The organism is Nocardioides sp. Soil805 (assembly GCF_001429625.1).
GTDB lineage: Bacteria > Actinomycetota > Actinomycetes > Propionibacteriales > Nocardioidaceae > Nocardioides.
The window spans coordinates 161,679-188,444 of sequence record NZ_LMSU01000006.1 but is presented as its reverse complement, the minus strand read 5'-3'; the positions used below and the strand labels follow the sequence as shown (position 1 = coordinate 188,444).

The following is a 26,766-nucleotide window of genomic DNA, read 5'->3' as shown; positions in this document are numbered from 1 at the left end:
GGAGCCAGCACACAAGTGTGCCACCCCTGACAACGCCGTACCCAATCGCGGCATTCCCCCTCGCCGCGGCGGGTGGGGACGGTCGCTACCGGGCGCGGGAGAGCAGTGCCTCGACGCGGGTGGCGAGCTCGCGGGGGCTGAACGGCTTGGTGATGTAGTCGTCGGCGCCGGACCCGAAACCGGTCTCGACGTCCGACTCCTGTGCCCGCGCGGTGAGCAGGATGACCGGCAGGTCGGCCAGCGCCTCGTCGGCGCGGATCAGGCGCACGGCGTCGAGTCCCGACAGCCCCGGCATCATCACGTCCAGCACCGCCAGGTCGGGGCGGTCGGCCTGGCAGGCGTCGACCGCCGCCTGGCCGTCGGAGACCGCGACGATGTCGTGCCCGAGCGTGGAGAGCTTGAACTCCACCAGCTCCCGGATGTCGATGTCGTCGTCAGCGACCACGATGCGTGCCATGTGCGTCCTCGCTCTCGTCCGTGCCGACCCTAGCCCCGTCAGCGGCGCTTCGCCGCAGCGGCGGGCGTCCGCTGGACCTGGGTGAGCAGCTCGATGTTGGACTGCGTGGCCCGCACGCGCCCGAGGACGTCCTCGTGCGCCTCGACCGCGGTGCGGTCGAGCAGCGAGCGCCGCAGCTTCTCGGTGATCTCGTGCTCCTCACGGGTCAGGAGCAGGTCCTCGCGCCGGGTGCTGGACGCCAGGACGTCGATCGCCGGGAACGTACGCCGCGCGGCGACCTCGCCGTTGAGGCGCACCACGCTGTTGGCGGTCCCGGTGAACTCCTCGAGGATCACCTCGTCGGTCGCCGACCCGGTGTCCACCAGCGCGGCGGCCAGGATGGTGAGCGAGCCGCCCTGCTCGATGTTGCGGGCGGCACCGAAGAAGGCCTTCGGCGGATGCAGCGCGGTCGCGTCCACCCCTCCGGCCAGCACGCGGCCGTTGGCCGGCGCCGCGAGGTTGTAGGCCCGGCCGAGGCGGGTCAGCGAGTCCAGCAGCACGACGACGTCGTGGCCGAGCTCGACGAGACGCTTGGCCCGCTCGATGGCCAGCTCGGCGACCATCGTGTGGTCGGTGGCGGGCCGGTCGAAGGTCGAAGCGATGACCTCGCCCTTGACGGAGCGCTGGAAGTCGGTGACCTCCTCGGGACGCTCGTCGAGCAGCACGATCATCAGGTGGCACTCGGGGTTGTTGCGCGTGATCGAGGCCGCCACGGACTGCAGCACGGTGGTCGTGCCGGTGGCCGGCGGGGCCAGCAGCAGGCCGCGCTGCCCCTTGCCCATCGGGGCGACGAGGTCGATCACCCGGCCGACGAGGTTGGTGGAGTCGGTCTCCAGGCGCAGCCGGTCGTCGGGGTGCACGGGCGTGAAGGAGTCGAAGTCGGCACGGTCCCGCGCGGCCTCCGGGTCGGCCCCGTTGACGGAGTCGATGCGCACCATCGGGTTGAACTTCTCCTTGCGCTCGCCCTCGCGGGGCTGGCGCACCTGGCCGACGATGGCGTCGCCGCGGCGCAGGCCGAACTTCCGCACCATCGACAAGGAGAGGTAGACGTCGTCGGTCCCGGGCAGGTAGCCCGAGGTCCGGACGAACGCGTAGTTGTCGAGCACGTCGAGGATGCCCGCGGCCGGCACGAGGACGTCGTCCTCGAGCACGGTCGTGTCGGGCTCGTTGCGGTTGCCCGGCCGGGTGGTGGCGCGGTCGCGGTCACGCCCGCGGCGGCGCCGGTTGCGGCGGCTGCCGCCCTCGCCGTCGTCGTCCTGGTCCTGCTGGTCGTGCTGGTTCTGCTGGTTGTCCTTGTTCTGCTGGGCGTTCTGGTTCGGCTGGCCGCCCTGCTGGTTGCCGGACTGCTGGTTGCCGGACTGCTTGCCCTGCTGTGCGGGCTGCTGCTGCTCCGGCTGGCGGTCCTGCTGGCGATCCGACTGGCGGTCCTGGCCGCGCTGGCCCTTGCCGGCGCCCTGGTCCTGACCCTTGGCGGCGCCCTGGTCCTGGCCCTTGCCCGCACCCTGGTCCTGCCCCTTGGCGGCGCCCTGGTCCTGGCCCTTGTCCTGGCCCTGGTCCCGGCCCGCGTCGTCCTGCTGACGCGCCTGGTTGCGGGTGCGCTGGCGCGACGGGCGCTGCTCGTCGGACGCGGTCGCCTCGGACGACGGCCGGTCGTCGCGGGCGGGCCGGTCGTCGCGAGCCTGCGGGGCGTCCGGGGCGGCCTGCTCGACCGGGGCGGACGAGTCCGCCGCCGGGACGCGTCGGGCGGGACGCTGCGTGCGGGTGACGCGCGGGGGGCTCGACTCCACTGCCGGCTGGGTCGCAGCCGGGGAGGACACCTGGGCCGCCGGCGGGGTCGCCGACGGGGCAGCGCCCTGCGCGCCCGACTGGGCGGCCTTGATGGCGTCGACGAGCTGCGCCTTCTTCATGGAGCCCGCACCGGAGATGCCCATGCCGGCGGCCATCGACTTGAGGTCGGCGAGGAGCATGGAGCTGAGCCCGCCACCGCGCTTCTTGGCGCTGGGCGTTGCTGAGTCGGTCACGTAGGCCCTTCCCACGCTTGGAGCCGGACGGAGAGCCGGCTGGTTTCTGACAGGTGGTCCCGGGACCGGTTGGTCGTGTGCGCACGAGACGTACACCGGGAGGAGAGGGTGTCCCCGGGCCGGCGGACGGACCACGGCCGAGGGGACTCACGCCGATCGGCGCGCCCACAGGCTAGCAGGGCTCCTCCCGTCAACCGGTGACCACGACCCCGCGGCCCTCGACGTCCAGCGGGTGGTGCGCCCAGCCTGCAGGGCAGCGATCGGCCAGGGTCCCCCCGGTCGCGCCGACGAACGCCAGCACGGTCGGACCGGCACCACTGATGACTGCGGGGATGCCGTCCGCGCGCAGCCGGTGCACGAGGGCGAGCGACTCCGGCATGGCCGGCTCCCGCTGCTCCTGGTGCAGGTAGTCGCGGGTGGCGGCGAGCAGGTGCTCGGGGCGGCCGGCCAGGGCCGCCACCAGCAGCGCGGTCCGACCGCCGTTGGCGGCGGCGTCGGCGTGCGGCACCACGGCGGGCAGCAGGCCGCGGGCCACCTCCGTGGCCACGGGCGTCGGCGGCACGAAGACCTCGACCCGCACCCGCGGGTCGACGGCCGAGGGGACGGCGTACCACTCCCCCGCCTCGCGCCCGCAGATGACGAAGCCGCCGAGCAGGGCCGGCGCCACGTTGTCGGGATGGCCCTCGATGTCCGCCGCGAGCCGCAGCAGCGACGCGTCGTCGAGCAGCAGCGTCCCGCCGGCGACCAGGGCGCGGGCCAGGGCCACGCCGGCCACGATCGCCGCCGACGACGACCCGAGACCACGGCTGTGCGGGATGACGTTGCGGCACGACAGGCGCAGGCCGGGGGGCCGGGCGTCCATCGCGTCGAACGCCGCGTGCATGGAGCGGACCACGAGGTGGGTGGCGTCGCGGGGCACGTCGCCCGCGCCCTCGCCCGTCACCTCGACCTCGATGCCCGAGTCCGTCACCTCGGCCTCGAGCTCGTCGCGCAGCGACAGCGCCAGGCCGAGCGAGTCGAAGCCCGGCCCCAGGTTGGCGGAGGTGGCGGGCACCGTGACCCGGACCGGGCCCTGGACGTAGGTCGGCATGCGTCAGGCGAGCCCGGCCGCCGCGGCCGCGGCGTCCACGTCGGCGTCCACCACGGTGTCGACGACGTCGCCGAAGGACTCCAGCGCCGTCGCGGTGTCCTTGAGTCCGTGCCCGGTGACCGTGATCGCCACCGTCGCCCCGGCGTAGCTCTCCCCCGCCGCGAGCTCGGACAGCAGCCCGGCGATGCCGGCGGCCGAGGCGGGCTCGACGAAGACACCGTCGTGGCGGGCCAGCTCGACCTGGGCGGCCAGGATCTGCGCGTCCGACAGGGCGGCGAAACGTCCGCCGGACTCCTGCGCAGCGGCCTCGGCGAGCTTCCACGAGGCGGGGTTGCCGATGCGGATCGCGGTCGCCTTGGTCTCCGGGTCCGGGAACGGCTCCCCGGTCACGAGTGGCGCCGCGCCCTCGGCCTGGAAGCCGCGCATGACGGGGCGCTTGCTGGACCGGCCGAGGTCGGCGTACTGCTCGTAGCCCATCCAGTACGCCGAGATGTTGCCGGCGTTGCCCACCGGCAGCAGGTGGTAGTCGGGGGCGTCGCCGAGGAAGTCGCAGATCTCGAAGGCCGCGGTCTTCTGGCCCTGGAGCCGGACGGGGTTGACGGAGTTGACCAGCGCCACCGGGTAGTTCCAGGCGAGCCCCTTGGCCATGTGCAGGCAGTGGTCGAAGTTGCCGCGGACCATGATGATCTGGGCACCGTGCACGACCGCCTGGGCCATCTTGCCGGCGGCGATCTTGCCCTCGGGCACCAGCACCAGCGGCTTGAGCCCGGCCTTCGCGGCGTACGCCGCCATCGACGCCGAGGTGTTGCCCGTCGAGGCGCAGACCACGGCCTGGGCCCCGTCGTGCTTGGCCACCGAGATCGCGGTCGTCATGCCGCGGTCCTTGAAGGAGCCCGTCGGGTTGTCGCCCTCGACCTTGAGCCACACCTGTCCGCCGGTGAGCGAGGAGAGCCACTCCGAGTGCACGAGCGGCGTGCCGCCCTCACGCAGGGTGACGGCCTCGAGGCCATCGGGAAGCAGGTCGATGAGGTCGCGGTACTCCTCGATCAGGCCCCGCCACTGGTGGTGGGCCCACGGCGCGTCCGGACTCACTCGTCGCCTCCCTCGACGCGCATCACCGAGGTGACGTCGCGGACGATGTCCATGGTGCGCAGGTGCTCGACGGTCGCGCTGAGCGCCGCGTCGGTGGCGGCGTGGGACACGACGACGAGCTGGGCGTCGGCGCCGCGGCCCTCCTGGCGCACGGTCTGGATCGACACGCCCTGGTCGGCAAAGGCTGTCGCGACCGCCGCGAGCACGCCGGAGCGGTCGTCGACGTCGAGGGCCACGTGGTAGCGGGTCCGCGTCTCGCCCATCGGCAGCACGGCCCGGTCGGCGTACGCCGACTCCCCGGCGCCACGGGTGTCGGCCAGCCGGTTGCGAGCCACGGTGACCAGGTCGCCCAGCACCGCGCTCGCGGTGGGAGAGCCGCCGGCGCCGGGGCCGTAGAACATCAGCTGCCCGGCGGCCTCGGACTCCACGAAGACGGCGTTGTAGGCCTCGCGCACGCTGGCCAGCGGGTGCGAGCGCGGGATCATCGCCGGGTGCACGCGCACGGCCACCTGGTCCGCGCCGTCGGGACCGGGGCGCAGCTCGCAGATCGCCAGCAGCTTGACCACCGAGCCCATCTCGCGCGCCGAGGCGATGTCGCCGGCGGTCACCTCCGAGATGCCCTCGCGGTAGACGTCGGCGGCCGTGACCCGCGAGTGGAAGGCCAGGCTGGCCAGGATGGCGGCCTTGGCGGCGGCGTCGAAGCCCTCGACGTCGGCCGTCGGGTCGGCCTCGGCGTACCCGAGCTCCTGCGCCTCCTCGAGCGCCTCGGAGAACCCGGCGCCCGAGGTGTCCATCTTGTCGAGGATGAAGTTGGTGGTCCCGTTGACGATGCCGAGGACCCGGGTGACCCTGTCGCCGGCCAGCGACTCCCGCAGCGGGCGCAGGATCGGGATGGCGCCGGCGACGGCGGCCTCGTAGTAGAGGTCGCGGTCGGCCTTCTCGGCCGCCTCGAAGAGCGTCGGGCCGTCCTCGGCCAGCAGCGCCTTGTTGGCGGTCACCACGCTGGCGCCGTGCTCGAGCGCGGAGAGGATCAGCGAGCGCGCGGGCTCGATGCCGCCGATGACCTCGACGACCACGTCCACGTCGTCGCGAGCGACCAGCCCGGCCGCGTCGGTGGTGAGCAGGTCCGCCGGGACGTCGACCTCGCGGGTGGCGTCGAGACGGCGTACGGCGACCCCCACCAGCTCGACGGGGGCACCTACCCGGGCCGCCAGGTCGCCGGCCTGCTCGGTCAGCAGCCGCACCACCTGCGACCCGACCGAGCCGCACCCGAGCACCGCGACCCGGAGCCTGTCCGGTCGCTTGTCTCCCTCACCCATCACGCACCCACGTCTGTCGACAGCACATCGTCCTCAGTCTCGCGCCTGAGCACCACGGAGGTCTTCCCGTCCCGCACAGCGATCACCGGAGGTCGCGGCGCGTGGTTGTAGTTGGAGGCCATCGAGCGGCAGTAGGCGCCGGTGCCGGGCACCGCCACCAGGTCGCCGGGCCGCACGTCGCCGGGCAGGAACTCGTCCTTGACCACGATGTCGCCCGCCTCGCAGTGCTTGCCGACCACGCGCGCCAGCATCGGCGGCGCCTGCGAGGCCCGCGACGCGAGGGTGCAGGAGTAGTCGGCGTCGTACAGCGCCGTGCGGATGTTGTCGCTCATCCCGCCGTCGACCGACACGTAGGTACGCCGGGCGCCGCCGTCGAGGGCGACCTCCTTGACCGTGCCCACCTCGTAGACCGTGCACATGGCCGGACCGACGATCGCGCGTCCGGGCTCGATCGACAGACGGGGCACGTCGACGCCGAGCGCCCGGCACTCGTGCTCGACGATCTTGGTCAGCTCGGTGGCGAGCTGCGCGGGGTCGCTGGGGTCGTCCTGGGTCGTGTACGCGATGCCGAAGCCGCCGCCGAGGTCCATCTCGGGCATCTGCACCCCGAGCTCCTCGCTGACCCGGGCGTGCAGGGCCAGCACCCGGCGGGCCGCGACCTCGAAGCCGGAGGAGTCGAAGATCTGGCTGCCGATGTGGCTGTGCAGGCCGAGCAGGCGCAGCCCGGGCGCCGCCTCGATGCGGCGTACGACCTCGAAGGCGTCCCCGGCGGCGATGGAGAACCCGAACTTCTGGTCCTCGTGCGCGGTGGCGATGTACTCGTGGGTGTGCGCCTCGACGCCGGCGGTCACCCGGATCATCACGCCGACGGTGCGGCCGAGCTCGGAGGTGATCGCGTCCAGCCGCTCGACCTCGTCGAACGAGTCGACGATGACCCGGCCGACGCCGAGCTCGACGGCCCGCTCGAGCTCGCGCAGCGTCTTGTTGTTGCCGTGCAGGCCGACCCGCTCCATCGGGAAGCCCGCCCGCTCGGCGACCGTCAGCTCTCCCCCGGAGCAGACATCGAGGTGCAGGCCCTCCTCGGCCAGCCACCGGACGGTGGTCGTGGACAGGAACGCCTTGCCCGCGAAGAAGACGTCGTAGGCGGCGAACGCGTCGGCGAAGGCCCGGGCGCGCTCGCGGAAGTCGCGCTCATCCAGGACGTACGCCGGGCTGCCGTGCTCGGTGACGAGCTCGGGCAGCGTGACGCCCCCGACGCTGAGCACGCCGTCGGCCTTGCGCGCGGTGGAGGACCACAGCGAGGGAACGAGCGCGTTGGTGTCGGCGGGCTCACGCAGCCAGTGCGGGCCGCCGGGCCGGTTGCGGCTGAGGGCGCCGTCGGCGTGGGCCCAGCCGGAGGGGTGGGAGGTGGGCACCGGTCACATCCGCTCGGGGGCAGAGACTCCGAGCAGGTCGAGGCCGTTGGCCAGGACCACTCGCGTCGCGTCGACCAGCATCAGCCTGGCCCGGTGGAGGTCGGAGGTCTCCTCGTCACCGCGCGGGAGCACGCGGCAGCTGTCGTAGAACCGGTGGTAGGTGCCGGCGAGCTCCTCGAGGTAGCGCGCGACGCGGTGCGGCTCGCGGAGCTCGGCGGCGGCCGTGACGACCCGCGGGAGCTCGGCCAGCGCGCGCAGCAGCTCGCCCTCCTTCTCGTGGGTGAGGAGCTCCGGGTGGGACTCGGCGGTGACACCGAGGTCGGCGGCGTTGCGCATGAGGCTGGCCACCCGGGCATGGGCGTACTGCACCGTGAAGACCGGGTTGTCGTTGGTCGCCCTGGCCCACAGATCCAGGTCGATGTCGATCGGGCTGTCGGTGCTGTAGCGGGCCAGGGCGTAGCGGCTGGCGTCGACGCCGATGGCTCCCACCAGGTCGTCGATGGTCACGACCGTGCCGGCGCGCTTGGACATCCGCACCGGCTCGCCGTCACGGAGGAGGTTGACCATCTGGCCGATGAGGATCTCCAGGTTCTGGCCCGGCTCGTCGCCGAAGGCGGCGCACATGGCGTTCATCCGACCGACGTACCCGTGGTGGTCCGCCCCGAGCATGATGAAGCAGCGGTCGAAGCCACGCTCGCGCTTGTCGAGGTAGTAGCCCAGGTCGCCCGAGATGTAGGCCGGCGTGCCGTTGGACCGCACGATCACGCGGTCCTTGTCGTCGCCGTACTTCTCGGTGCGCAGCCAGAGCGCACCGTCCTCGGTGTAGGTGTTGCCCATCTCGGTGAGCCGGGCGATGGCGCGCTCGACCGCGCCGGAGTCGTGGAGCGACTTCTCGTGGAAGTAGACGTCGAAGTCGACGCCGAAGTCGTGGAGCGCCTTCGTGATCTCGGCGAACATCATCTCGACCCCGAGGGCGCGGAAGACCTCCTGCGCCTGCTCGTCGTCGAGGTCCTCGACCTCGGGCCGCTGCTCGACGATGGCCGCGGCGATGTCGTGGATGTACTGCCCGCCGTAGCCGTCCTCGGGCGCCGGGAGGCCGCGCGCGCTCGCCAGCAGCGAGGCGCTGTACCGGTCGATCTGCGCGCCGTGGTCGTTGAAGTAGTACTCCCGGGTGACGTCGGCCCCGGCCTTCTCGAAGACCCGGCCCAGCGCGTCGCCCACGGCCGCCCAGCGGACACCGCCGAGGTGGAGCGGCCCAGTGGGGTTGGCGGAGACGAACTCGAGGTTGATCCGCTCGCCGGCGAAGGCGTCCGAGGAGCCGTACGCCGCGCCCGCGGCGACGATGTCCGCGGCCACCTGCCCCTGCGAGCCCGCCTCGACGGTGATGTTGAGGAAGCCCGGGCCCGCGACCTCGACCGCGGCGATCCCCTCGCTGGACGCGAGGCGGGTGCTCACCAGCTCGGCGAACGCGCGCGGGTTGGTGCCGGCCCGCTTGGCCAGCTGGAGCGCCACGTTGGTGGCGTAGTCGCCGTGGCCCTTCTGCCGCGGTCGCTCCACCGTGACGCTCGACGGCACGCCCTCCGGCAGCGAGACGGAGCCGTCGGCCACGAGGTCCTCGAGGACGTCGACGATGGTCAGGGAGAGCTGGCCCGGGTTCACCGACCCAGCCTATCGGCGCCGGTCGGGCCGACCCGAACCGGTTTCGCCCAGCGTCGGACGGGGTTGTAGGGTCTGCAACGCCTTGCCTCCGTAGCTCAGGGGATAGAGCACTGGTTTCCGGTACCAGGTGCCGCAGGTTCGAATCCTGCCGGAGGCGCGCGCGACACAGTGGGGAACATCCGACGGCTCCAGGCCGCCCGATGTTCCCCACTGTCGTTCCCGCCACCCTGTTCTGCTCCGCGCCATCTCGGGACACAGGTTTCGGCTCCCCGATTTTGGTGTAACACTGCGTTACCCACGGGTAGGCGCGAGCCCGGTCGTGGTCGACACCCCGCGCCGACACCGGGCGCCGACACCCACTGGAGCACCTCGTGAGCAAGCTGATCTCGGGCCTGGCCCTCTCCCTCGCCTCGGCCACCGCACTCGCGGCATCGCTCGTGGTCGCCCCCGGCGCCACGGCCGTGGAGCCCCGCCGGGCACCCAGCCTCACCGACTTCGGCTTCCGTGCCGACGTGTACGGCGTGAAGCTGGTGACCGACAACGTCGAGGCCTTCGACGTCAAGGACGCCCACGCCCAGCTGCGCTGCACCCGCGCCGTCGGGCAGTCGGTGGAGCGCACCTCAGCGGTCAGCGTCCCCGACAACCCGCTCATCCACGTCGCCGCCAGCACCAGCCGCACCGACACCTACCGCGAGGGTGAGCGCAACGGCGTGCGCGGCACCAACACCATCGGCGACATCCGCATCGGCGGGACGGTCAACGGGGTGGCGACCCCGAGCCTGGTGATCGAGGGGCTCACGACCACCGCCGACGCCTTCCACACCCCGCAGGGCTTCGGCCACGCCGAGTCCTTCGACTTCGCCCGCATCCGCCTCGAGCTCTTGCAGGGCACGCCGCTCCAGGGCACCCCGCTGGAGCAGCTGCTGGCGCCGCTGGACCAGGTCACGGCCACCGTCTTCGAGGGCACCGACGAGGCAGCCAACCAGGTCTTCGAGGTGCTCCGCTCGGCCACCGCGCCGATCCAGATCCCCGGCCTGGGCTCGATCGCCCTCGGCAAGGTGCGCGGCAAGGCCTCGGGCAAGCGCGCCACCTCGGAGGCGATGGCCCTCGAGGTCGTCGTCGACGCGGGCGGTCGCCGCCAGCTCGTGGAGATCGGGTCGGCCAACGCGCGCATCGGGGCGCCCGCCCCGGCCGGGGTGTTCCGGGCCGGCGGCACGGCGCTGGACTTCCAGGCACTGCAGGGCAACCTGCACCTCGGTGGGGTGCAGCACAAGTCGCTGCCGTGCGAGGGCACCCTCGGCCGCACGCAGACCTTCCGCGTCCCCTCCGCCTCGGTGGCGTTCGGGCTGCTGGCCGACCTGCGCGACGTCACCTACACCCACCGCGGCAGCCAGAACGCCAAGCGTGACTTCGCCAAGGGGCTCACCGGCACCCGCATCGAGACCGTCTCGGTCCCGGCGGTCGGCCTGGTCGTCAACGGCGTCGAGAGCTCGGTGCGGATGCGGGGCAAGGAGCGCAAGCCGGTGCGGGCCCGCGTCGCCACGACCATCACGTCCATCACCATGAACGGCCAGCCCGTCGCCGTACCCGCTCCGGGTCGCACCACCGAGCTGCCGAACGGCGCGGGTCTGGTGCAGCGCGAGCTGGTCAAGCGCAGCCGGTACGGCGCCCGCGTCATCGCCCTGCGCGTGACGCTCTTCCAGCAGGCCGTGGTCATGGACCTCGCGCTGGCCGACGGGCACATCTACCCGCGCTGACCCGCGGCCGCAGGCCCGGCAGGCAGGTCAGCGGGTCAGCAGCCGCGCAGGGTGGCGTCGCTCCGGGCGGCGCCGCCCAGCCGGCGGGCCTGGGCGAGGTCGGGGAAGACGACGCTCTGGTCGCCCACCGTGCCGATCCGGCCCCGGATGACGCACGTGGTGATGCGGCCGGGCTCCACCTGGGCCACGGCCTGGGCCAGCTCGTAGATCTCCGCGGGCCCCAGGTCGGTGGCGAGGTGCTTCATCACGGTCATCACGCCGCGCTCGATGAAGCCGGGCCGGTCGGCCTGCGAGCGGATCCGGGCGTGGATGCCCCGCAGGGTGCGCTGCTGGTTGGCGGAGCGGTCGAAGTCGCCTCCCGGCAGCTCCTTGCGGATCCGGGAGAAGGCCATCGCGTCGTACCCGCCGAGGTGGATGCGCCCCGGGCGGAACCCCTCCTTCTTCAGGTAGGGGTCGGAGAAGCGGCGCGGGTTGGCGACGGTGATCCCGCCGATGTCGTCGACCATGTCCTCGAAGAACGGGAACCGGGTCACCATCACGTAGTCGGGGGTGATCCCCACCAGGTTGCGCATCGCGCCGGCGATGCCCTGCGGGCCGCCGTAGTAGAGGGCGGCGTTGATCTTGTTCATCCCGTGCCCGGGGATGGAGACCCACGAGTCGCGGGGCACGCCGATCGCCGTCGCCGCGTCGGTGCGGGTGTTGATGCCCACCAGCTGCAGCGCGTCGCCGCGTGAGTGCAGCATGTCCTGGCCCGGTCGGGCGTCGGAGCCCACGGCGAGGATCCACACCACGTCGGGGCCGACCGAGACACCGCCGGCGCGCTTGACGCGCACCAGCTCTACGTCGGTCGACTCCACGGACGAGTCCGGGACGACGAACGCGCAGGTGGCGAGGACCAGGGCCAGGGCGAGCACCCGCAGGGTGCGGGAGAAGCGCGTCATGAGAGCCAGCCCTTCGTGACGTCGTAGCCGAAGACCCGCCAGCCCGCGGGCTGGCGGGTGAGGAACACGCGCCCGCGCACCTGGAGCCGGCTCGGCGCCCCCTCCTCCGCGAGGTCGACGCGCATGCGCAGGTCGAAGCGCGCGGTCACCGACCGCGCCCGCTGGTTGACCGCGAGCAGGTCCAGGCGGGCCTTGCGCATCAGGGGGGTCACCGACACGACCCGCTCCCCGATGTCGGCGTTGGACATCAGGTCCCGGTCGTACGTCGCGCGGCGGGTCGCCCCCGGGGTGAAGCCCGGGAAGCTGCCGAAGTCGTCGCGCGGATAGGCGCCGCCGACGTACGCGGTGTCCCACCACCGGTCGAGGACCGCCGTCACCTCCTGGCGCACGGCCTTGCGGCGGGTGCCGGGCAGCCGGCCGACCACGGTGGCGACCTCGGCCCGGGTGGTCAGGGGTGCGGGTCCGCTGACGGACGTCGTGGTGGCCGTCTCGGTGGTGCCGGACGTGGGGCGGTCGGTCGCGCCGTCGTCGCTGCAGCCGCCGGTCACCAGGACCAGGGCCAGGACGGCAGCGCAGACGGGGCTCCGGAAGGGGGTGCTCAAGGGGTCTCCAGGGGTGTTTCGTGTGGCGCTCGTGACACCTTGCACCAAGGGGCGGTCGCGCCCCTGCATTTGCGGGCGTGTACGACTAGCCTTCGAGTGAAGGAATTCCCGATCACGTGCCCAAAGTGGAAGAGGCGAAGCAACTCGTGGCGCAGTCACAGGCCGACCAGTCCGGATCAACCCCCGCACCGTCCGCGGATCTCGGAGCCAATGAATGGCTCGTGGAAGAGATGCGTGAGCAGTACGACAAGGACCCCGGCAGTGTGGGGCCGCAGTGGGCGGCCTACTTCGGCGGCAGCAGCCGCAACGGCGCCAGCAACGGGACGGACTCCCGCCCCGCCGCCGCGGCCAAGGCTCCGGCCCCCGCCCAGGCCCCGGCCGCCCCCCGGTCCTCGCAGGGTCCGGCCAAGGCCCCCGCGCCGGCCGCGAAGCAGCAGCAGCCGGCCGCCCCCGCCGACACGAAGGCCGCGGCTCCTGCCGCCACCTCCGCCGCCAGGCCGACCGCCAAGCCGCGTCCGGCGAGCGAGGCCGCAGAGCCCGCGAAGGGCACCACCAAGCCGGTGGCCAAGGACGCGACGCCGGCCGCACCCGCCGCGGCGACCGACGAGCCGACGTACACGACGCTGCGCGGCATCCCGGCGGCGACCGCCAAGAACATGGACCTCTCGCTGGGCGTCCCCACGGCCACGTCGATCCGCACGCTGCCCGTCAAGCTGCTGTGGGACAACCGCACCGTCATCAACAACCACCTCGCCCGCGCTCGCGGCGGCAAGGTCTCGTTCACGCACCTCATCGGCTACGCGCTCGTCAAGGCGCTCACCTCGATGCCGGAGATGAACAACCACTACGCCGAGAAGGACGGCAAGCCCACCATGGTGGCGCCGGCCCACATCAACCTCGGCCTCGCGGTGGACCAGCAGAAGAAGGACGGCACCCGCCAGCTCGTCGTGCCCTCCATCAAGGGCTGCGAGACGATGGACTTCGCCGGCTTCTGGACGGCGTACGAGGAGGTCATCCGTCGCGCCCGTGACAACAAGCTCACGATGGACGACTACTCCGGCACCACGATGAGCCTCACCAACGTCGGTGGCCTCGGCACCAACCACTCGGTGCCGCGCCTGATGCCCGGCCAGGCCGTCATCGTCGGCGTCGGCGCGATGGAGTACCCCGCCGAGTGGCAGGGCGCCTCGGACGAGGCCCTCAACCGCAACGGCGTCAGCAAGGTCATGACGATCACCTCCACCTACGACCACCGCGTCATCCAGGGCGCGCAGTCGGGTGAGTTCCTGCGCCGCGTCCACCAGCTGCTGCTGGGCGAGGACGGCTTCTACGACGAGGTCTTCCGCTCCCTGCGGATCCCCTACGAGCCCATCCGCTGGGCCAAGGACATCGTCGCCAGCCACGACGACGACATCGTCAAGCAGGCGCGCATCCTCGAGCTCATCCACGCCTACCGCGTGCGCGGGCACATGATGGCCGACACCGACCCGCTCGAGTACCGCCAGCGCAGCCACCCCGACCTCGAGGTCGAGTCGCACGGGCTGACCCTGTGGGACCTCGACCGCGAGTTCGCGACCGGCTCGTTCGGTGGCGAGGGTCGCCGCTTCATGAAGCTGCGCAACATCCTCGGCATCCTGCGCGACTCCTACTGCCGCACCACCGGCATCGAGTACATGCACATCATGGATCCCGAGCAGCGCAAGTGGATCCAGCAGCGCGTGGAGCAGCCGCACACCAAGCCGCCCCGCGAGGAGCAGCTGCGGATCCTGCTCAAGCTCAACCAGGCCGAGGCCTTCGAGACCTTCCTGCAGACCAAGTTCGTGGGCCAGAAGCGCTTCTCCCTCGAGGGCGGCGAGACCACGATCCCGCTGATCGACGAGATCTGCGAGGCGGCCGCCGAGGTCGGCCTCGACGAGGTCGCGATCGGCATGGCCCACCGCGGCCGCCTCAACGTGCTCGCCAACATCGTCGGCAAGAAGTACAGCCAGATCTTCCGCGAGTTCGAGGGCAACATCGACCCGCGCACCGTCCAGGGCTCCGGCGACGTGAAGTACCACCTCGGCGCCGAGGGCGAGTTCGTCGCCGGCTCCGGGGACCAGATCAAGGTCTCCGTCGCCGCCAACCCCTCGCACCTCGAGGCGGTCGACCCGGTGCTCGAGGGCATCGCGCGCGCCAAGCAGGACGTCCTCAACAAGGGCGCCCAGTACCCCGTCCTCCCGCTGCTCGTGCACGGCGACGCCGCGTTCGCCGGCCAGGGCGTGGTGGCCGAGACGCTCAACCTCTCCCAGCTGCGCGGCTACCGCACCGGCGGCACCATCCACGTGGTCGTCAACAACCAGGTCGGCTTCACCACCTCCCCCGGCTCGTCGCGCTCCTCGCTCTACTGCACCGACGTGGCGCGGATGGTCCAGGCGCCGATCTTCCACGTCAACGGCGACGACCCGGAGGCGTGCATCCGCGTCGCCCGGCTCGCGTTCGAGTACCGCCAGGCGTTCAACAAGGACGTCGTCATCGACCTCGTCTGCTACCGCCGCCGCGGGCACAACGAGGGCGACGACCCGTCGTACACGCAGCCGCTGATGTACGACCTGATCGAGCAGAAGCGCTCGGTGCGCAAGCTCTACACCGAGTCCCTCATCGGTCGCGGCGACATCACCGTCGAGGAGGCCGAGCAGGTCCTCAAGGACTACCAGCAGCAGCTGGAGCGGGTCTTCACCGAGGTGCGCGAGGCGAGCAGCCAGCCCTCCGAGTGGACCACCGTCCCGGACTACCCGGACAAGCCCGCCGGCGACTTCAGCACCGCGGTCACCTCCGAGGTGCTCAAGCGGATCGCCGACGCGTACACGACCCCGCCGGAGGGCTTCACCGTCCACCCCAAGGTCATGCCGCAGCTGCAGCGCCGTGCCGCCGCGATCGCGGACGGCCCGATCGACTGGGGCACCGGCGAGATCCTCGCGTTCGGCTCGTTGCTCATGGACGGGCGCCCGGTGCGCCTCGCCGGGCAGGACTCGCGACGCGGCACGTTCGTCTCGCGGTTCGCGACCATCATCGACCGGGTCAACGCCGACGAGTGGACCCCGCTGACCAACCTCACCGAGGACCAGGCGAAGTTCCACGTCTACGACTCGCTGCTCTCCGAGTACGCCGCCCTCGGCTTCGAGTACGGCTACTCCGTGGCCCGCCCCGAGGCCCTGGTGCTGTGGGAGGCGCAGTTCGGCGACTTCGTCAACGGCGCGCAGACGGTCATCGACGAGTTCATCTCCGCGGGCGAGACCAAGTGGCGCCAGCAGTCCGGCGTGGTGCTCCTCCTCCCCCACGGCTACGAGGGGCAGGGTCCCGACCACAGCTCGGCACGCATCGAGCGGTTCCTGACGATGGCCGCCGAGGACGCGATGGTCGTGGCGCAGCCGTCGACGCCCGCGTCGTACTTCCACCTGCTGCGCCGCCACTCGCTCGGCGAGGAGCACCGCCCGCTGGTGGTCTTCACGCCCAAGTCGATGCTCAAGCGCAAGGAGGCGGCCTCGCAGCCCGGCGACTTCACCGGCGAGACGACGTTCCGCCCGTTCATCGGCGACGAGACGGTCGACGCCGACAAGGTGGAGACGCTGCTGCTCTGCTCGGGTCGCGTCACCTGGGACCTGATGGTCGAGCGCGGCAAGCGCGAGCACGGCGACACCGTCGCCATCGGCCGGATCGAGCGGCTCTACCCCAACCCGGTCGACGAGATCCGGGCCGAGATCGCCAAGTACCCGAACCTCAAGGTCGTGCGCTGGGTGCAGGACGAGCCGCTCAACATGGGCCCGTGGCCGCACTACCAGCTCACCGTGTGGCCCACGCTCGACGAGACGGTGGAGCCCATCACCCGGCCGGCCTCGGCCTCGCCGTCGGTGGGCACCATCAAGCGCCACGCCGAGGAGCAGAAGTCGCTGCTCGACGCGGCCTTCGAGGCGCCGAGCGCGGCCCCGGGTCGCGACTACTGAGGCTGGGTCGTGTACTTCACCGATCGCGGCATCGAGGAGCTCGAGCGACGCCGGGGTGACGAGGAGGTCACCCTGGCGTGGGTCGCCGACCAGCTGCAGGCCTTCGTGGACCAGCACCCGGAGTTCGAGACCCCGGTGGAGCGGCTGGCGACGTGGCTGGCTCGGCTCGACGACCCCGAGGACTGAGCCCCTCCTCCCACGGCGCCTGCCGCTGCCCCGCCTGCTCGAGGAAGCCCACGAGCACGCGGTGCAGCGCGTCGGCGCCGTGGACGTGGTCGTCGGGCGTCTCCAGTGCGGTGGGTACGACGAGCACGGCGGAGTCCTGCCATCCCCCGAGGCCCCCGTGCGAGCCCACGAGGCCCTCGAACGCCTTCACCTCCAGGGTCGAGGTGTCGAGGGTGCTGTTGACGTACAGGTCCGGTGCGGAGGGCATGCTCGTGCAGCGCAGCATCCCCGCGGCGGCGTGGGTCCCGAACGGGGCCAGGGGGTCGTCGCCCTCCCCCGTGCCGTCCTCGAGCCGGCGGAAGCCGTCGCGACCGATCACCACCGGACCGTGGTCGCGGCTGAGCACGGAGACGAACCCGACGCCCGGGTCGGCGACCAGGCCGGGCACGAGCGCCGGCCACCGCTCCTCGATGTCCTCGAGCAGCAGGCGCTCCGGCTCGCGGGCGTAGACCAGGCCGAGGTTCCCCGACCCGAGCACCACCAGGTCGTCCCCGGCCGACACCCCGGCCAGCGTCGCGGTCCGCTCCGCGGTCGCCCGGGCGGCGGAGCCCGCCCCGGGCGTCCGGTTCCCGGCGAGGTCGTCGAGCAGGGCCTCGACCGGGCCCCAGCTCTCCACGCTCGCGTCCAGCGCGGCGACGTCCGCGCTGGTGAGGGCGGCGCACAGCTCCGCCAGGCTCCGCCCGTCCTCGGCGAAGGGCGGCCCCTGGGACTGACCGTGGTCGGAGAGGACCACGAGGTGGTAGCGACGGGGTGCCGCCCGAGCCACGGTCTCGAGCTGCCGGAGCACCTCGTCGAGGGCCTCGAGCACCCCCAGGGACTCCAACCGGTTGCAGCCGGCGTGGTGGGCCACCTCGTCGTAGTCGACGAAGTCGACGTAGACGCTCGGCGTGCCCCGCAGCATCTCCTGGGCCACGACGGCCGTGTTGAGGTCCCGCAGGACGCCGTTGGTCACGGCACGCAGCAACGCGAACGTCCACGGCCGCACCACCCGGGGAACGACCTTGCGACGCCGCTGCTGTCGGGCCTCGAAGCGTTCGCGGGCCACCTCCGCCAGCGTCCGGAAGAAGCTGCGCGTGAAGCCGTCCGGCCGCAGCACGAAGCGCGCCACGGTGCGGCGGGTGTCGCGCGATCCGCGCGTCAGCCCGACCTGGCTCATCGTCATCATGCTGCGCTCCGCGTCCCCGGAGAACAGGTTGGAGACCGACACCCCGCGATCGGCCAGCAGCCCCCTGCCCGTGCTGGCGCGGGCCTCGATCACCGCGGCGTCGGCAGGCCGGTTGGCGACCAGGACCCGGCCGAGCTCGCGGTCGTACCAGCGGAACGCCGGCACCCCCTCGATGGTGCCCATCAGGATGCCCTGCTGGCTGGCCGGCGTCGTGCAGGGCGTCTGGACGGTCCACTCCCTCAGCTCGTGCGAGCCGTCGTCCAGCCACCGCCTCAGCGTCGGCATGGTCCCGGACTGCAGGGCCCATCGCGCCACCGGGTAGGGCAGCCCGTCGAGCTGGACGAACACGATCCCGTCGACCTCCGGGTCGGCCACGGTGACGCCACGCCTGCCGTAGCGCAGCAGCGCGGTCGTGAAGCTCTCGTCGGTGCCCGCACTGACCAGCCAGGTCAGGATCGTCGAGACCAGCGAGGCGATCCAGGTCGCCGCGACCAGGGTCCAGAAGGACTCGGCCTCCACGCTGGGGACGAAGACGAGGACGAGCTGCATCACGATCGCCTGTCCGACGACGGCGACCACGGCCACCGCAAGCCAGCCGATCGCGGAGGCCACCGAGGCGAGCACCGGACGCACCAGGAGGCCGAAGACCGACACCACCGCGGCGACCGCGACCAGGTCCAGGACGGAGGACGCCTGGAGCCCGGGCAGCAGCCAGGACGCGACGACCAGCGCGAGCGACCCGGTGGCCCAGCTCAGCAGCATCCGACCGAGGTCCGAGGGCCGCAGCCGGCGGCGGCCGGGCTCGCGCGGCGGGTCCGCCGCCGGGCTCACGTCGGTCCCGCGGCCGGTGTCGGGGTCGCGTCGGCGGGCGCGGTCGCGGCGTCGGACGTCAGCCCCGAGATCAGCGGACGCACCCACACGGTGTCGTGGTCCACGTCGATGAGCAGCGCCTTGAGCAGCAGGCTCAGCGGGATCGCCAGCAGCGCGCCGAGCGGTCCGAGCACCCACGCCCAGAACACCAGGGACATGAACGTGATGCTCGTCGAGAGTCCGACCGCATCACCCACGACCTTGGGCTGGATGATCGTCTGGATCACGACGTTGATCAGGCTGTAGGACACGATCACCACGAGGAAGAGCGTCACGCCGCCGTCGAGCAGCGCGAGGATCGCCGGCGGGACCAGCCCGATGACGAAGCCGATGTTGGGGACGTAGTTGGTGATGAACGCGAGCAGCCCCCACACCAACGGCTCGGGCACGTCGAGCGCCCACAGCAGGAGCGTGTCGATCGACGCGACGATGAGCCCGAAGACGGTGGACACGACGAGGTAGGAGCGGGTCCCGTGGGCGAAGGACTCCAGTGCCTCCACCACCGCCGTGCGGATGTCGCGCACGCCGTCGAGGCGGAGCGGGAACCACGAGGCGTCGGCCACGATGAACAGGAGCAGGGTGCCGATGAACAGCAGGTTGCTGATCGCCCCGAACAGGCTGGCGAGGATCGACCCGACCAGGTCCCCGAGCCGGGCGAGGTCCAGGCTCGAGGTCATGCTGGAGGCCTGCGTGCCGTCGACACCGAGGTTGCCGAGCCAGGACTCCGCGTCGTGGAGCAGGGCCGTGGCGTCGTCCTGGTACTGCGTCAGCAGGGCCGCGAAGTGCGCGCCCGCGAGCACCAGCGAGCCGGCCAGCACGACGAGGATCCCCCAGGCCGTCAGGATCGTGGTGACCGTGGCCAGCCAGCCGGGGGCACGGTGGCGCACCAGCCAGCCGCGCACCGGGTGGACGGCGATCGAGAGCACCAGGGCGAGGAACGCCGGCGCGGCGATGTCCGAGACGGCCCGGATGCCGCCGATCGTCACGGTGACGGCCGCCAGCCCGAGCATGATGAGCAGGCCCCGGGGCAGCGCGGCCGGAAGGGTCGCCACGGTCGTGGCCGTCGTGCGCGACGGTGGGCGAGCCCTCGATCCAGGCATGCTGGCAGCCTCCCGTCTCCGGACCGCCGGGCACTCATCCGCCGGTGATGAGATCGCGGTCTACGATCGGCCGTATGGAGGCCCAGGGCGTCGCGACGCGCAGCGAGCGCAAGGAGCGCACCCGTCGGGCGATCCTCGACGCGGCCCTCGGGCTCACCGACGACACCAGCCTCGTCGCGATCTCCCTGCGCCAGGTCGCCAAGGAGGTCGGGATCGTGCCGACCGCGTTCTACCGCCACTTCGACTCCGTCGAGTCCCTCGGCCTGGCGCTGGTCGACGAGAGCTTCGTGTCGTTGCGCGAGCTGCTGCGCGACGTCCGCACCCGCGCGCCCGAGTTCGTCGACCTCATCGACGAGTCGATGGTGGTGCTGGTCGAGCACGTGCGCGACCACCCGGCGCACTACTCGTTCATCGCCCGGGAGCGGATGGCCGGGCCGGCCCAGGTCCGCGAGGCCATCCGGCGCGAGATCGAGCTGATCACCCGGGAGCTGGCGGCCGACGTAGCCCGGCTGCCGGGGACCGACACGTTCTCCCACGACCACCTGCACCTGCTCGCGGACCTCATCGTGTCCTTCGTGGTCACCACCGCAGAGCGCCTCGTCGACGACCCGTCCGCCGAGGACCGGATCCTCGCCGACACCCGCACACAGCTGCGGATGCTCCTCGTGGGCGCGGTCAACTGGCGTTCCGGGCGCTGAGGTGGGACTCGCCGCGGACCTCGACTACCGCCACCGCAGGGCCAACCCCGTCCAGCGCGGCGTGCGGGCCTTCGGCTCGAGCCGACCCGGGGCGTGGCTCTTCTCCCGGACGCTGCGCCACCTGGACACGGCGGTCGGTCGGGTGACCCGGGGGCGGCAGAGCGCTCCGCAGCTCCTGGCCGGGCTGCCCGTCCTCGACCTCACGACGACGGGACGGAAGTCGGGGACACCGCGCACGAGCCACCTCATCTCGATCCCGGTCGGCGAGGACCTGGCCCTGCTCGGCACCAACTTCGGCCAGCCGTCCACTCCCGCGTGGGTGCTCAACCTCGAGGCCGACCCGCAGGCCACCGTCACCTACCGCGGGCACACTCTGCCGGTCGTCGCCCGTCCCGCCACCGACGCCGAGCGCGACGCCGTGACGGCGCGCTCGCGCGGGATGTACGGGGGCTACGAGAAGTACCAGCAGCGCATCAACGGCCGCCGGGTGCGGATCTTCGTCGTCGAGCGGGCCGGCTGACCTCAGGTCCCGGGACGGGGCACCACCGGGCGCACCGAGACCTCGGGGATCGTCGCGTCGCGCGGCAGGTCGAGCACGTGCAGCAGGGTGTCGACGACCGTCTCGGGCGAGATCCAGCGCGACGCGTCGTACGTGCGCCCCTCCTGCTCGTGGACCTTCTGCTGCATCGGGGTCGCGGTGCGGCTGGGGAACACCGTCGAGACACGCACGCCGTGCTCGACCTCCTCGGCCCGCAGGGCGTCGGCGAGGGCGCGCAGGCCGAACTTCGAGGCGGCGTACGCCGACCACTCGGCGCTGGCCGACAGTCCGGCGGAGGAGTTGACGAAGACGACGGTGCCGCGCGCCCGGCGCAGGTGCGGCAGCAGCTCGCGGGTCAGGACCGCCGGGGCCGTCAGGTTGACCGCCAGCTGCTCCTCCCACTGCGCGAGGCGCAGGCCGGAGACGGGCGCGAGGTCGACGACGCCGGCCACGTGGACGAGCGAGTCGACGGGACCGTCCACCTGGCGGCCGAGGCCGTTGATGGTGCCGGGGTCGGCGAGGTCCGCGACGACGTACGCCGCGTGCGGCAGGTCCGCGCGCATCTGCTCCGCGCGCTCCTCGGAGCGCGCCAACAGCACCAGGTCGTCGCCACGATCGGCGAGACGGCGGGCCAGGACGAGCCCGATGCCCGAGCCGGCGCCCGTGATCAGGTGCCTCAAGAGGAGCGCCTCACCGGGTGAAGACGATCTTGCCGAACACGTCGCCGTCGGCCATGGCGGCGAAGCCCTCGCGGGCGTCGGCCATCGGCAGGGTGCGGTCGACGAGGGGGCGGGTGCCGGTCGCGTCGAGGAGGTTGACCAGCGAGGCCAGCTCGGCGCGGGTGCCCATCGTGGAGCCGATGACCTGGAGCTGGAGGAAGAAGATGCGGGTCAGCTCCGCGTCGTCGAGCTGCGGACCGCTGGTGGTGCCGCTGACGACGAGCTTGCCGCCCGGGCGCAGCGAGCGGATCGAGTGGGACCACGTGGCGCGGCCGACGGTCTCCATCACGGCGTCGACCTTCACCGGCAGCCGGGCGCCGGACTCGAAGACCTCGTGGGCGCCGATCTCCAGGGCCCGCGCCCGCTTGGCCTCGTCGCGGCTGGTGGCCAGCACGGTCAGGCCGCCGGCGCGGGCCAGGGTGATGAGTGCGGTGGCCACGCCGCCGCCGGCGCCCTGCACCAGCACGGTGTCCCCGGGCTTGAGTCCGCCCTGGGTGTAGAGCATCCGGTACGCCGTGAGCCAGGCCGTCGGGAGGCAGGCCGCCTCGGCGAAGCTCATCGAGGCGGGCTTGGGCACCAGGTTGCCGCGGGGCACCACCACCTGGTCCGCGAAGGTGCCCTGGTGCCGCTCCGAGAGCAGGGAGCGGCGTGGGTCCAGGGTCTCGTCGCCCGACCAGGCGGGATCGCTGATCACGGCGTGCACGACGACCTCGTTGCCGTCCTCGTCGAGACCGGCGGCGTCGCAGCCCAGGATCATCGGCAGCGCGTCCTGCTTGAGGCCCACGCCACGCAGCGACCACAGGTCGTGGTGGTTGAGGCTGGCGGCCTTGACCGTCACGGTGATCCACCCGTCGGCGGGGGTGGGATCGGGGCGCTCCCCGACCACCAGGCCGCTGAGCGGGTCGTCGGGGCTGAAGGAATCGGCGTACACGGCGAACATGCCCCGACCCTAGCGGGGCGCGGGACGGCAGTGCCGGGCCGTCAGCGGCGGGCGACCCCGTCACGGCGCGCCGCGGTGGCGACGGCCTCGCGGACCGCGCCGGGGACGCGCGGGTCGAAGGGCGAGGGGATGACGAGGTCCGCGGCCAGGTCGTCGCCGACCAGGTCGGCCAGCGCGTTGGCCGCCGCGAGCTTCATGCCCTCGGTGATGGCGGTGGCGTGCACGTCGAAGGCGCCGCGGAAGATCCCCGGGAAGGCCAGCACGTTGTTGATCTGGTTGGGGAAGTCCGAGCGGCCGGTGGCCACGACCCGGGCGTACTTGTGGGCGAGGTCGGGGTGCACCTCGGGCGTCGGGTTGGCCAGGCCGAAGATGATCGCGTCGGGCGCCATGGACGCCACGATCTCCTCGGGCACGGAGCCGCCGGAGACGCCGATGTAGACGTCGGCGCCGGCCATCGCGTCGGCCAGGCTGCCGCTGCGTCCGAACTTGTCGGCGGTGTCGCGGGCCAGCGCCGCCTTGACCGGTGTCAGGTCGGACCGCTGCGAGTTGAGCACGCCCTGGCGGTCGATCACGGCGAGGTCCTCGACGCCGGCCTCGAGCAGGATGCGGGCCACGGCGACCCCGGCGGCGCCGGCGCCGGAGATCACCACGCGGGTGCCCTCGGCGGTGCGACCGGTGAGTCGGAGGGCGTTCTTGAGGGCCGCGAGGACCACCACGGCGGTGCCGTGCTGGTCGTCGTGGAAGACGGGGATGTCGAGCATCGCCTTGAGGCGGTCCTCGATCTCGAAGCACCGCGGCGCGGAGATGTCCTCGAGGTTGATCCCGCCGAAGCTCGGCGCGAGCCGGGCGACGGTCTCGATGATCTCCTCGACGTCGGTGGTGTCGAGGCAGATGGGGACGGCGTCGACGCCGCCGAACTGCTTGAAGAGGACTGCCTTGCCCTCCATCACCGGCATCGCGGCGGCAGGCCCGATGTCGCCAAGGCCGAGCACGGCCGTGCCGTCGGAGACCACGGCGACGACGTTGGGCACCCACGTGTAGTGCTGGGTCATCGGCGGGTCGGCCGCGATCGCCTCGCACACCCGGGCCACGCCCGGCGTGTAGGCCAGCGAGAGCTCGTCAGGGCCGGTGAGGGCGACCGTCGACACGGTCTCCATCTTGCCGCCCACGTGGAGGTCGAAGACGGGGTCGCCGGCGTGCGGGTGCTGCGGTTCCATGCGGCGATACTTCCACAGCTCAGGGACGCGTCAGGTGCCGTCCCAAGCGTGGTGAGGGCCACACGCGGGCCAGCACCACGGCCCGTACGTCGCCCTCGCCCACGGGTCCGCGGTGGCGGGAGTCGACGCCCTCGCCGGGGTTGTCGGAGAGCAGCCACCAGCCCGGCTCCCCGGTGCGCAGCGCCCGCCGCTCGACGGCCCGCTTGACCGCCAGGGTGCCGTCGGCGAAGCGCGCCAGCACGAGCCCGCCCGCGGCGGGGACGGCGTCGTACCGGACGAGGAGCCGGTCGCCCTCCTCCAGGGTCGGCTCCATGGACCGGCCGCGTACGACGGCCAGCCCGAGCACGCCCCTCGGCGCGCGCTCGCGGACCCCACCCGCACGGGCGGGACCCCGGTCTCGTGGAGTCCTCACGCGGAGTAGTGTCGCAAGCGTTCGACGACACACCCACTGAGAGGACTGCGATGCTCCCCCAGCTGTTTGCCCGTACCGTCGAGGTCTCGGCGCACTGCGACCTTCCGTGCGGCGTCTACGACCCCGCCCAGGCCCGCATCGAGGCCGAGTCGATCAAGGCGATCATCGCCAAGGTCGCCGACAACGACGACCCCGACTTCCGCACCCGCGCGATCCTCATCAAGGAGCAGCGCTCGGAGCTGGTCAAGCACCACCTGTGGGTCCTGTGGACCGACTACTTCAAGCCCCCGCACTTCGAGAAGTACCCGCAGCTGCACACGCTGGTCAACGAGGCCACCAAGCTGGCCGGTGCCTCCGGCACCAAGGGTGAGCTCGACGCCGGCAAGGCCGACGAGCTGCTCGCCAAGATCGACGAGATCGCCGAGATCTTCTGGGAGACCAAGAAGGCCTGAACTTCGTTCAGGCCTTCTGGTCTGGAGGACGAGCCGAGCTTGCGAGGCCAGGACGTGCGCCTTACGGCCTGAACTCCGTTCAGGCCTTCTTGCCCCACGACGGGGCCGGCCGCCACACCCGTGGCGACCGGCCCCGTTAGTGTGTGCGCACCCCCCAGCCCTCGACCCAGGACGGGACCCCCACGGACATGTCCAGTCACGACAACCCCGACGCGCGGGCGGACGTCGAGCTCCGGCTGCCCGCCGACGGCGCCTACGCCTCGGTGCTCCGGACGACGACGGCCGGCCTGGCCGCGCGCCTGGACTTCACGATGGACGACATCGAGGAGCTGCGCATCGCGGTCGGCGAGGCCCTCGCGCTGGTGCTCCCCGAGGCCGACCCGGGCGCCGACCTCACCTGCCGCTTCCACCTCGGCGCCGGCACGCTCGCCATCGAGGTCGAGACGCAGGCGAGCGACGACCCGGCACCGGACTACGACAGCTTCGCCTGGCAGGTGCTCGACACCCTGGCCTCCGAGGCCACGGTGACCTCGGCCCGCGGTCACTTCGTGGTGCGCTTCCGCATGTCGAGCCAGGTGGGTGCCGTGGGGGCGGACGACACGGCGGGCGCCGAGCTCTGAGATGAGCCACGACATCACGGGGGACGGCTCGGTGGAGGGGGACACCACGGAGCCGACGGAGACGGTGCCGACGCGCATCGAGGTGACTCGCCAGCGCAGCGCGCAGCTGTTCGGTCAGATGCGTGACGAGGACGGCTCGACCGCGTCCCGGGGCAGCGCGCGCGATGCGCTCGTGCACCTGCACCTGCCGCTGGTCGAGCACTGCGCCCGGCGCTTCCGCAACCGCGGGGAGCCGCACGAGGACCTCGTCCAGGTGGGCACCATCGGCCTCATCAAGGCCATCGACCGCTTCGAGACCGACCGGGGCGTCGAGTTCTCGACGTACGCGACCCCGACGATCATCGGCGAGATCAAGCGCTACTTCCGCGACAAGGGGTGGGCCATCCGGGTCCCGCGCCGCCTGCAGGAGCTGCGCATGCAGATCGGTACGGCGACCGCCGAGCTGACCCAGAAGCTGGGCCGCTCCCCCACCCCGCGCGAGCTCGCCGAGGCCATCGGCTGCACCGTCGAGGAGATCATCGAGGGGATGGAGTCGAGCAACGCCTACTCGACCCTGTCCCTGGACGCCTCCGACAGCTCCGACGACGGCCCGCCGAGCATGCTCGACACGCTCGGGGTCGACGACGAGGGGCTCGAGCACGTCGAGATCCGCGAGTCGATCAAGCCGCTCCTCGAGGGCCTGGGTGCCCGGGAGAAGCGGATCCTGCTGCTGCGGTTCTTCAAGAACATGACCCAGTCGCAGATCGCCGAGGAGATCGGGGTCTCGCAGATGCACGTGTCGCGACTCCTCACCAAGACCCTGGCGCAGCTGCGCACCTCGCTCGAGGCGGAGTAGCCCCGGAGCCGCCCTGCGCCGCGGCTCAGCGCTGGGACTCGAGCGCCTCGATGCTGCGCGGGTGGATGATCCCGGCGATCACGACCAGGGCCACGATCCCGATCCCCAGCGACAGCACGGTCGTGGCGCCGCCCCGCAGGTTCCAGGCCAGGCCCAGCTGGATCAGCTGGGCCAGCAGGATCGGCCCGCGCGCCCAGGCGCCGCCGTGGGTGATGGCCCACGCGCATACCAGCAGGAAACCGCCGTACGCCGCGAAGAACAGCGTGGTGGTCAGGCCCATGGTCAACCGGCCGCCCGTGAGCGAGGCCACCTCGAGGACCGCGAGGGCCAGGATGACGACCCCCTCCAGGGCTGCGAGCGACGCCGCGGTCACGAGCGGGGCGGGGCTGGGGGGTCGCTGTGTCACGCCCACACCCTAGGTCGCAGCCCCCGGCTGTGACGGAAGTGACCTCGCAGGGGGGTTGTGCTGCGCCCCGTCTCTTGCGAGTCTTGGGGTGCGCTCTTTGGGGGAGTTCACTTTCTGGTGCCCACAACCCAGGCACCTCCCGAGCGCCCGGGCTCCGCTGACTGCCCGCACACAGCCATCGCGTGAAGAAAGAGGAA

The 26,766-nt window shown here is 72.3% G+C and carries 23 protein-coding genes, 1 tRNA gene and 1 pseudogene; 9 read left to right on the top strand and 16 right to left on the bottom strand.

Translation table 11 applies throughout. The features are described from left to right. Nucleotides 1-85: 85 nt before the first annotated feature. From ASG94_RS20455 to argS, 7 genes are all read right to left on the bottom strand, one after another. Nucleotides 86-457: a response regulator transcription factor gene (locus ASG94_RS20455; RefSeq protein WP_056928337.1), complete on the bottom strand. Its 372-nt coding sequence runs from the start codon at nt 455-457 to the stop codon at nt 86-88. A 38-nt stretch (nt 458-495) separates the two neighbouring features. Continuing rightward, entirely contained in the window at nt 496-2,517 is a 2,022-nt protein-coding gene (gene rho, locus ASG94_RS20450; protein ID WP_327152787.1) for a transcription termination factor Rho, read from the bottom strand. A 190-nt stretch (nt 2,518-2,707) separates the two neighbouring features. Beyond that, on the bottom strand, nt 2,708-3,607 hold the full coding sequence (thrB, locus tag ASG94_RS20445) for a homoserine kinase (RefSeq protein ID WP_056928335.1): 900 nt from the start codon (nt 3,605-3,607) through the stop codon (nt 2,708-2,710). A 3-nt stretch (nt 3,608-3,610) separates the two neighbouring features. Beyond that, nucleotides 3,611-4,699: a threonine synthase gene (thrC, locus tag ASG94_RS20440; protein ID WP_056928334.1), complete on the bottom strand. Its 1,089-nt coding sequence runs from the start codon at nt 4,697-4,699 to the stop codon at nt 3,611-3,613. Further along, nucleotides 4,696-6,018, bottom strand: a complete 1,323-nt coding sequence (locus tag ASG94_RS20435; RefSeq protein ID WP_056928333.1) for a homoserine dehydrogenase — start codon at nt 6,016-6,018, stop codon at nt 4,696-4,698. The genes thrC and ASG94_RS20435 overlap by 4 nt, the downstream gene beginning before the upstream one ends. Beyond that, the gene (gene lysA, locus ASG94_RS20430) at nt 6,018-7,433 is read right to left on the bottom strand and encodes a diaminopimelate decarboxylase (protein ID WP_056928332.1); all 1,416 of its coding nucleotides are present in this window, start codon (nt 7,431-7,433) and stop codon (nt 6,018-6,020) included. The genes ASG94_RS20435 and lysA overlap by 1 nt, the downstream gene beginning before the upstream one ends. Nucleotides 7,434-7,436: 3 nt before the next feature. After that, nucleotides 7,437-9,092, bottom strand: coding sequence for an arginine--tRNA ligase (gene argS, locus ASG94_RS20425; protein ID WP_056928331.1), 1,656 nt, complete (start codon nt 9,090-9,092; stop codon nt 7,437-7,439). A gap of 84 nt (nt 9,093-9,176) precedes the next feature. Here argS and ASG94_RS20420 point away from each other — a divergent pair. Both ASG94_RS20420 and ASG94_RS20415 read left to right on the top strand, forming a co-directional pair. Next, nucleotides 9,177-9,249 (top strand) — tRNA-Arg (locus ASG94_RS20420). Nucleotides 9,250-9,463: 214 nt separating this feature from the next. Then, nucleotides 9,464-10,849: a choice-of-anchor P family protein gene (locus ASG94_RS20415; protein WP_056928330.1), complete on the top strand. Its 1,386-nt coding sequence runs from the start codon at nt 9,464-9,466 to the stop codon at nt 10,847-10,849. A 35-nt stretch (nt 10,850-10,884) separates the two neighbouring features. On the opposite strand, the gene ASG94_RS20410 is transcribed toward ASG94_RS20415, so the two are convergent. Both ASG94_RS20410 and ASG94_RS20405 read right to left on the bottom strand, forming a co-directional pair. Further along, entirely contained in the window at nt 10,885-11,790 is a 906-nt protein-coding gene (locus ASG94_RS20410) for an LCP family protein (RefSeq protein ID WP_056928329.1), read from the bottom strand. Beyond that, the gene (locus tag ASG94_RS20405) at nt 11,787-12,392 is read right to left on the bottom strand and encodes a hypothetical protein (RefSeq protein ID WP_056928328.1); all 606 of its coding nucleotides are present in this window, start codon (nt 12,390-12,392) and stop codon (nt 11,787-11,789) included. Before ASG94_RS20405 ends, ASG94_RS20410 begins: the two co-directional genes overlap by 4 nt. 146 nt (nt 12,393-12,538) lie before the next feature. Between ASG94_RS20405 and ASG94_RS20400 the strand changes: the two genes are divergently transcribed. Continuing rightward, nucleotides 12,539-16,372 carry a multifunctional oxoglutarate decarboxylase/oxoglutarate dehydrogenase thiamine pyrophosphate-binding subunit/dihydrolipoyllysine-residue succinyltransferase subunit gene (locus ASG94_RS20400; RefSeq protein WP_056928327.1) on the top strand — a complete coding sequence of 1,278 codons (3,834 nt, stop codon included), beginning with the start codon at nt 12,539-12,541 and terminating at the stop codon, nt 16,370-16,372. Nucleotides 16,373-16,381: 9 nt separating this feature from the next. Further along, complete coding sequence (locus ASG94_RS22485; protein WP_235537350.1) at nt 16,382-16,558, top strand: DUF6104 family protein; 177 nt, start codon at nt 16,382-16,384, stop codon at nt 16,556-16,558. A gap of 628 nt (nt 16,559-17,186) precedes the next feature. Here ASG94_RS22485 and ASG94_RS20395 read toward each other — a convergent pair. Then, nucleotides 17,187-18,524: pseudogene (locus ASG94_RS20395) on the bottom strand (phage holin family protein); the annotation flags it as partial. Nucleotides 18,525-18,589: 65 nt separating this feature from the next. After that, nucleotides 18,590-19,732, bottom strand: a complete 1,143-nt coding sequence (locus ASG94_RS20390; RefSeq protein ID WP_056928325.1) for an AI-2E family transporter — start codon at nt 19,730-19,732, stop codon at nt 18,590-18,592. A gap of 74 nt (nt 19,733-19,806) precedes the next feature. On the opposite strand from ASG94_RS20390, the gene ASG94_RS20385 reads away from it, so the two are divergent. Both ASG94_RS20385 and ASG94_RS20380 read left to right on the top strand, forming a co-directional pair. Then, on the top strand, nt 19,807-20,430 hold the full coding sequence (locus ASG94_RS20385) for a TetR family transcriptional regulator (protein WP_056928324.1): 624 nt from the start codon (nt 19,807-19,809) through the stop codon (nt 20,428-20,430). A gap of 1 nt (nt 20,431) precedes the next feature. After that, nucleotides 20,432-20,950, top strand: a complete 519-nt coding sequence (locus ASG94_RS20380; protein ID WP_056928323.1) for a nitroreductase family deazaflavin-dependent oxidoreductase — start codon at nt 20,432-20,434, stop codon at nt 20,948-20,950. A 2-nt stretch (nt 20,951-20,952) separates the two neighbouring features. On the opposite strand, the gene ASG94_RS20375 is transcribed toward ASG94_RS20380, so the two are convergent. The 4 genes from ASG94_RS20375 to ASG94_RS20360 are packed head-to-tail and all read right to left on the bottom strand — an operon-like array spanning nt 20,953 to nt 24,256. Then, on the bottom strand, nt 20,953-21,648 hold the full coding sequence (locus ASG94_RS20375) for an SDR family oxidoreductase (protein ID WP_056928322.1): 696 nt from the start codon (nt 21,646-21,648) through the stop codon (nt 20,953-20,955). Between the two features lie 10 nt (nt 21,649-21,658). Continuing rightward, nucleotides 21,659-22,627: a zinc-binding dehydrogenase gene (locus ASG94_RS20370; protein ID WP_056928321.1), complete on the bottom strand. Its 969-nt coding sequence runs from the start codon at nt 22,625-22,627 to the stop codon at nt 21,659-21,661. A 41-nt stretch (nt 22,628-22,668) separates the two neighbouring features. Further along, on the bottom strand, nt 22,669-23,844 hold the full coding sequence (locus ASG94_RS20365) for an NAD(P)-dependent malic enzyme (RefSeq protein WP_082624401.1): 1,176 nt from the start codon (nt 23,842-23,844) through the stop codon (nt 22,669-22,671). Nucleotides 23,845-23,863: 19 nt separating this feature from the next. Then, nucleotides 23,864-24,256, bottom strand: a complete 393-nt coding sequence (locus ASG94_RS20360; RefSeq protein WP_235537349.1) for a S24/S26 family peptidase — start codon at nt 24,254-24,256, stop codon at nt 23,864-23,866. A gap of 50 nt (nt 24,257-24,306) precedes the next feature. Between ASG94_RS20360 and sodN the strand changes: the two genes are divergently transcribed. The 3 genes from sodN (at nt 24,307) to ASG94_RS20345 (ending at nt 26,163) form a co-directional block, all read left to right on the top strand. After that, the gene (gene sodN, locus ASG94_RS20355; protein WP_056928319.1) at nt 24,307-24,708 is read left to right on the top strand and encodes a superoxide dismutase, Ni; all 402 of its coding nucleotides are present in this window, start codon (nt 24,307-24,309) and stop codon (nt 24,706-24,708) included. A 188-nt stretch (nt 24,709-24,896) separates the two neighbouring features. Further along, complete coding sequence (locus ASG94_RS20350; protein WP_056928318.1) at nt 24,897-25,328, top strand: hypothetical protein; 432 nt, start codon at nt 24,897-24,899, stop codon at nt 25,326-25,328. Nucleotide 25,329: 1 nt separating this feature from the next. After that, on the top strand, nt 25,330-26,163 hold the full coding sequence (locus ASG94_RS20345) for an RNA polymerase sigma factor SigF (protein ID WP_082624399.1): 834 nt from the start codon (nt 25,330-25,332) through the stop codon (nt 26,161-26,163). A 25-nt stretch (nt 26,164-26,188) separates the two neighbouring features. Here ASG94_RS20345 and ASG94_RS20340 read toward each other — a convergent pair whose 3' ends face one another. Continuing rightward, the gene (locus ASG94_RS20340) at nt 26,189-26,569 is read right to left on the bottom strand and encodes a hypothetical protein (protein WP_156411732.1); all 381 of its coding nucleotides are present in this window, start codon (nt 26,567-26,569) and stop codon (nt 26,189-26,191) included. Nucleotides 26,570-26,766: the final 197 nt, after the last annotated feature.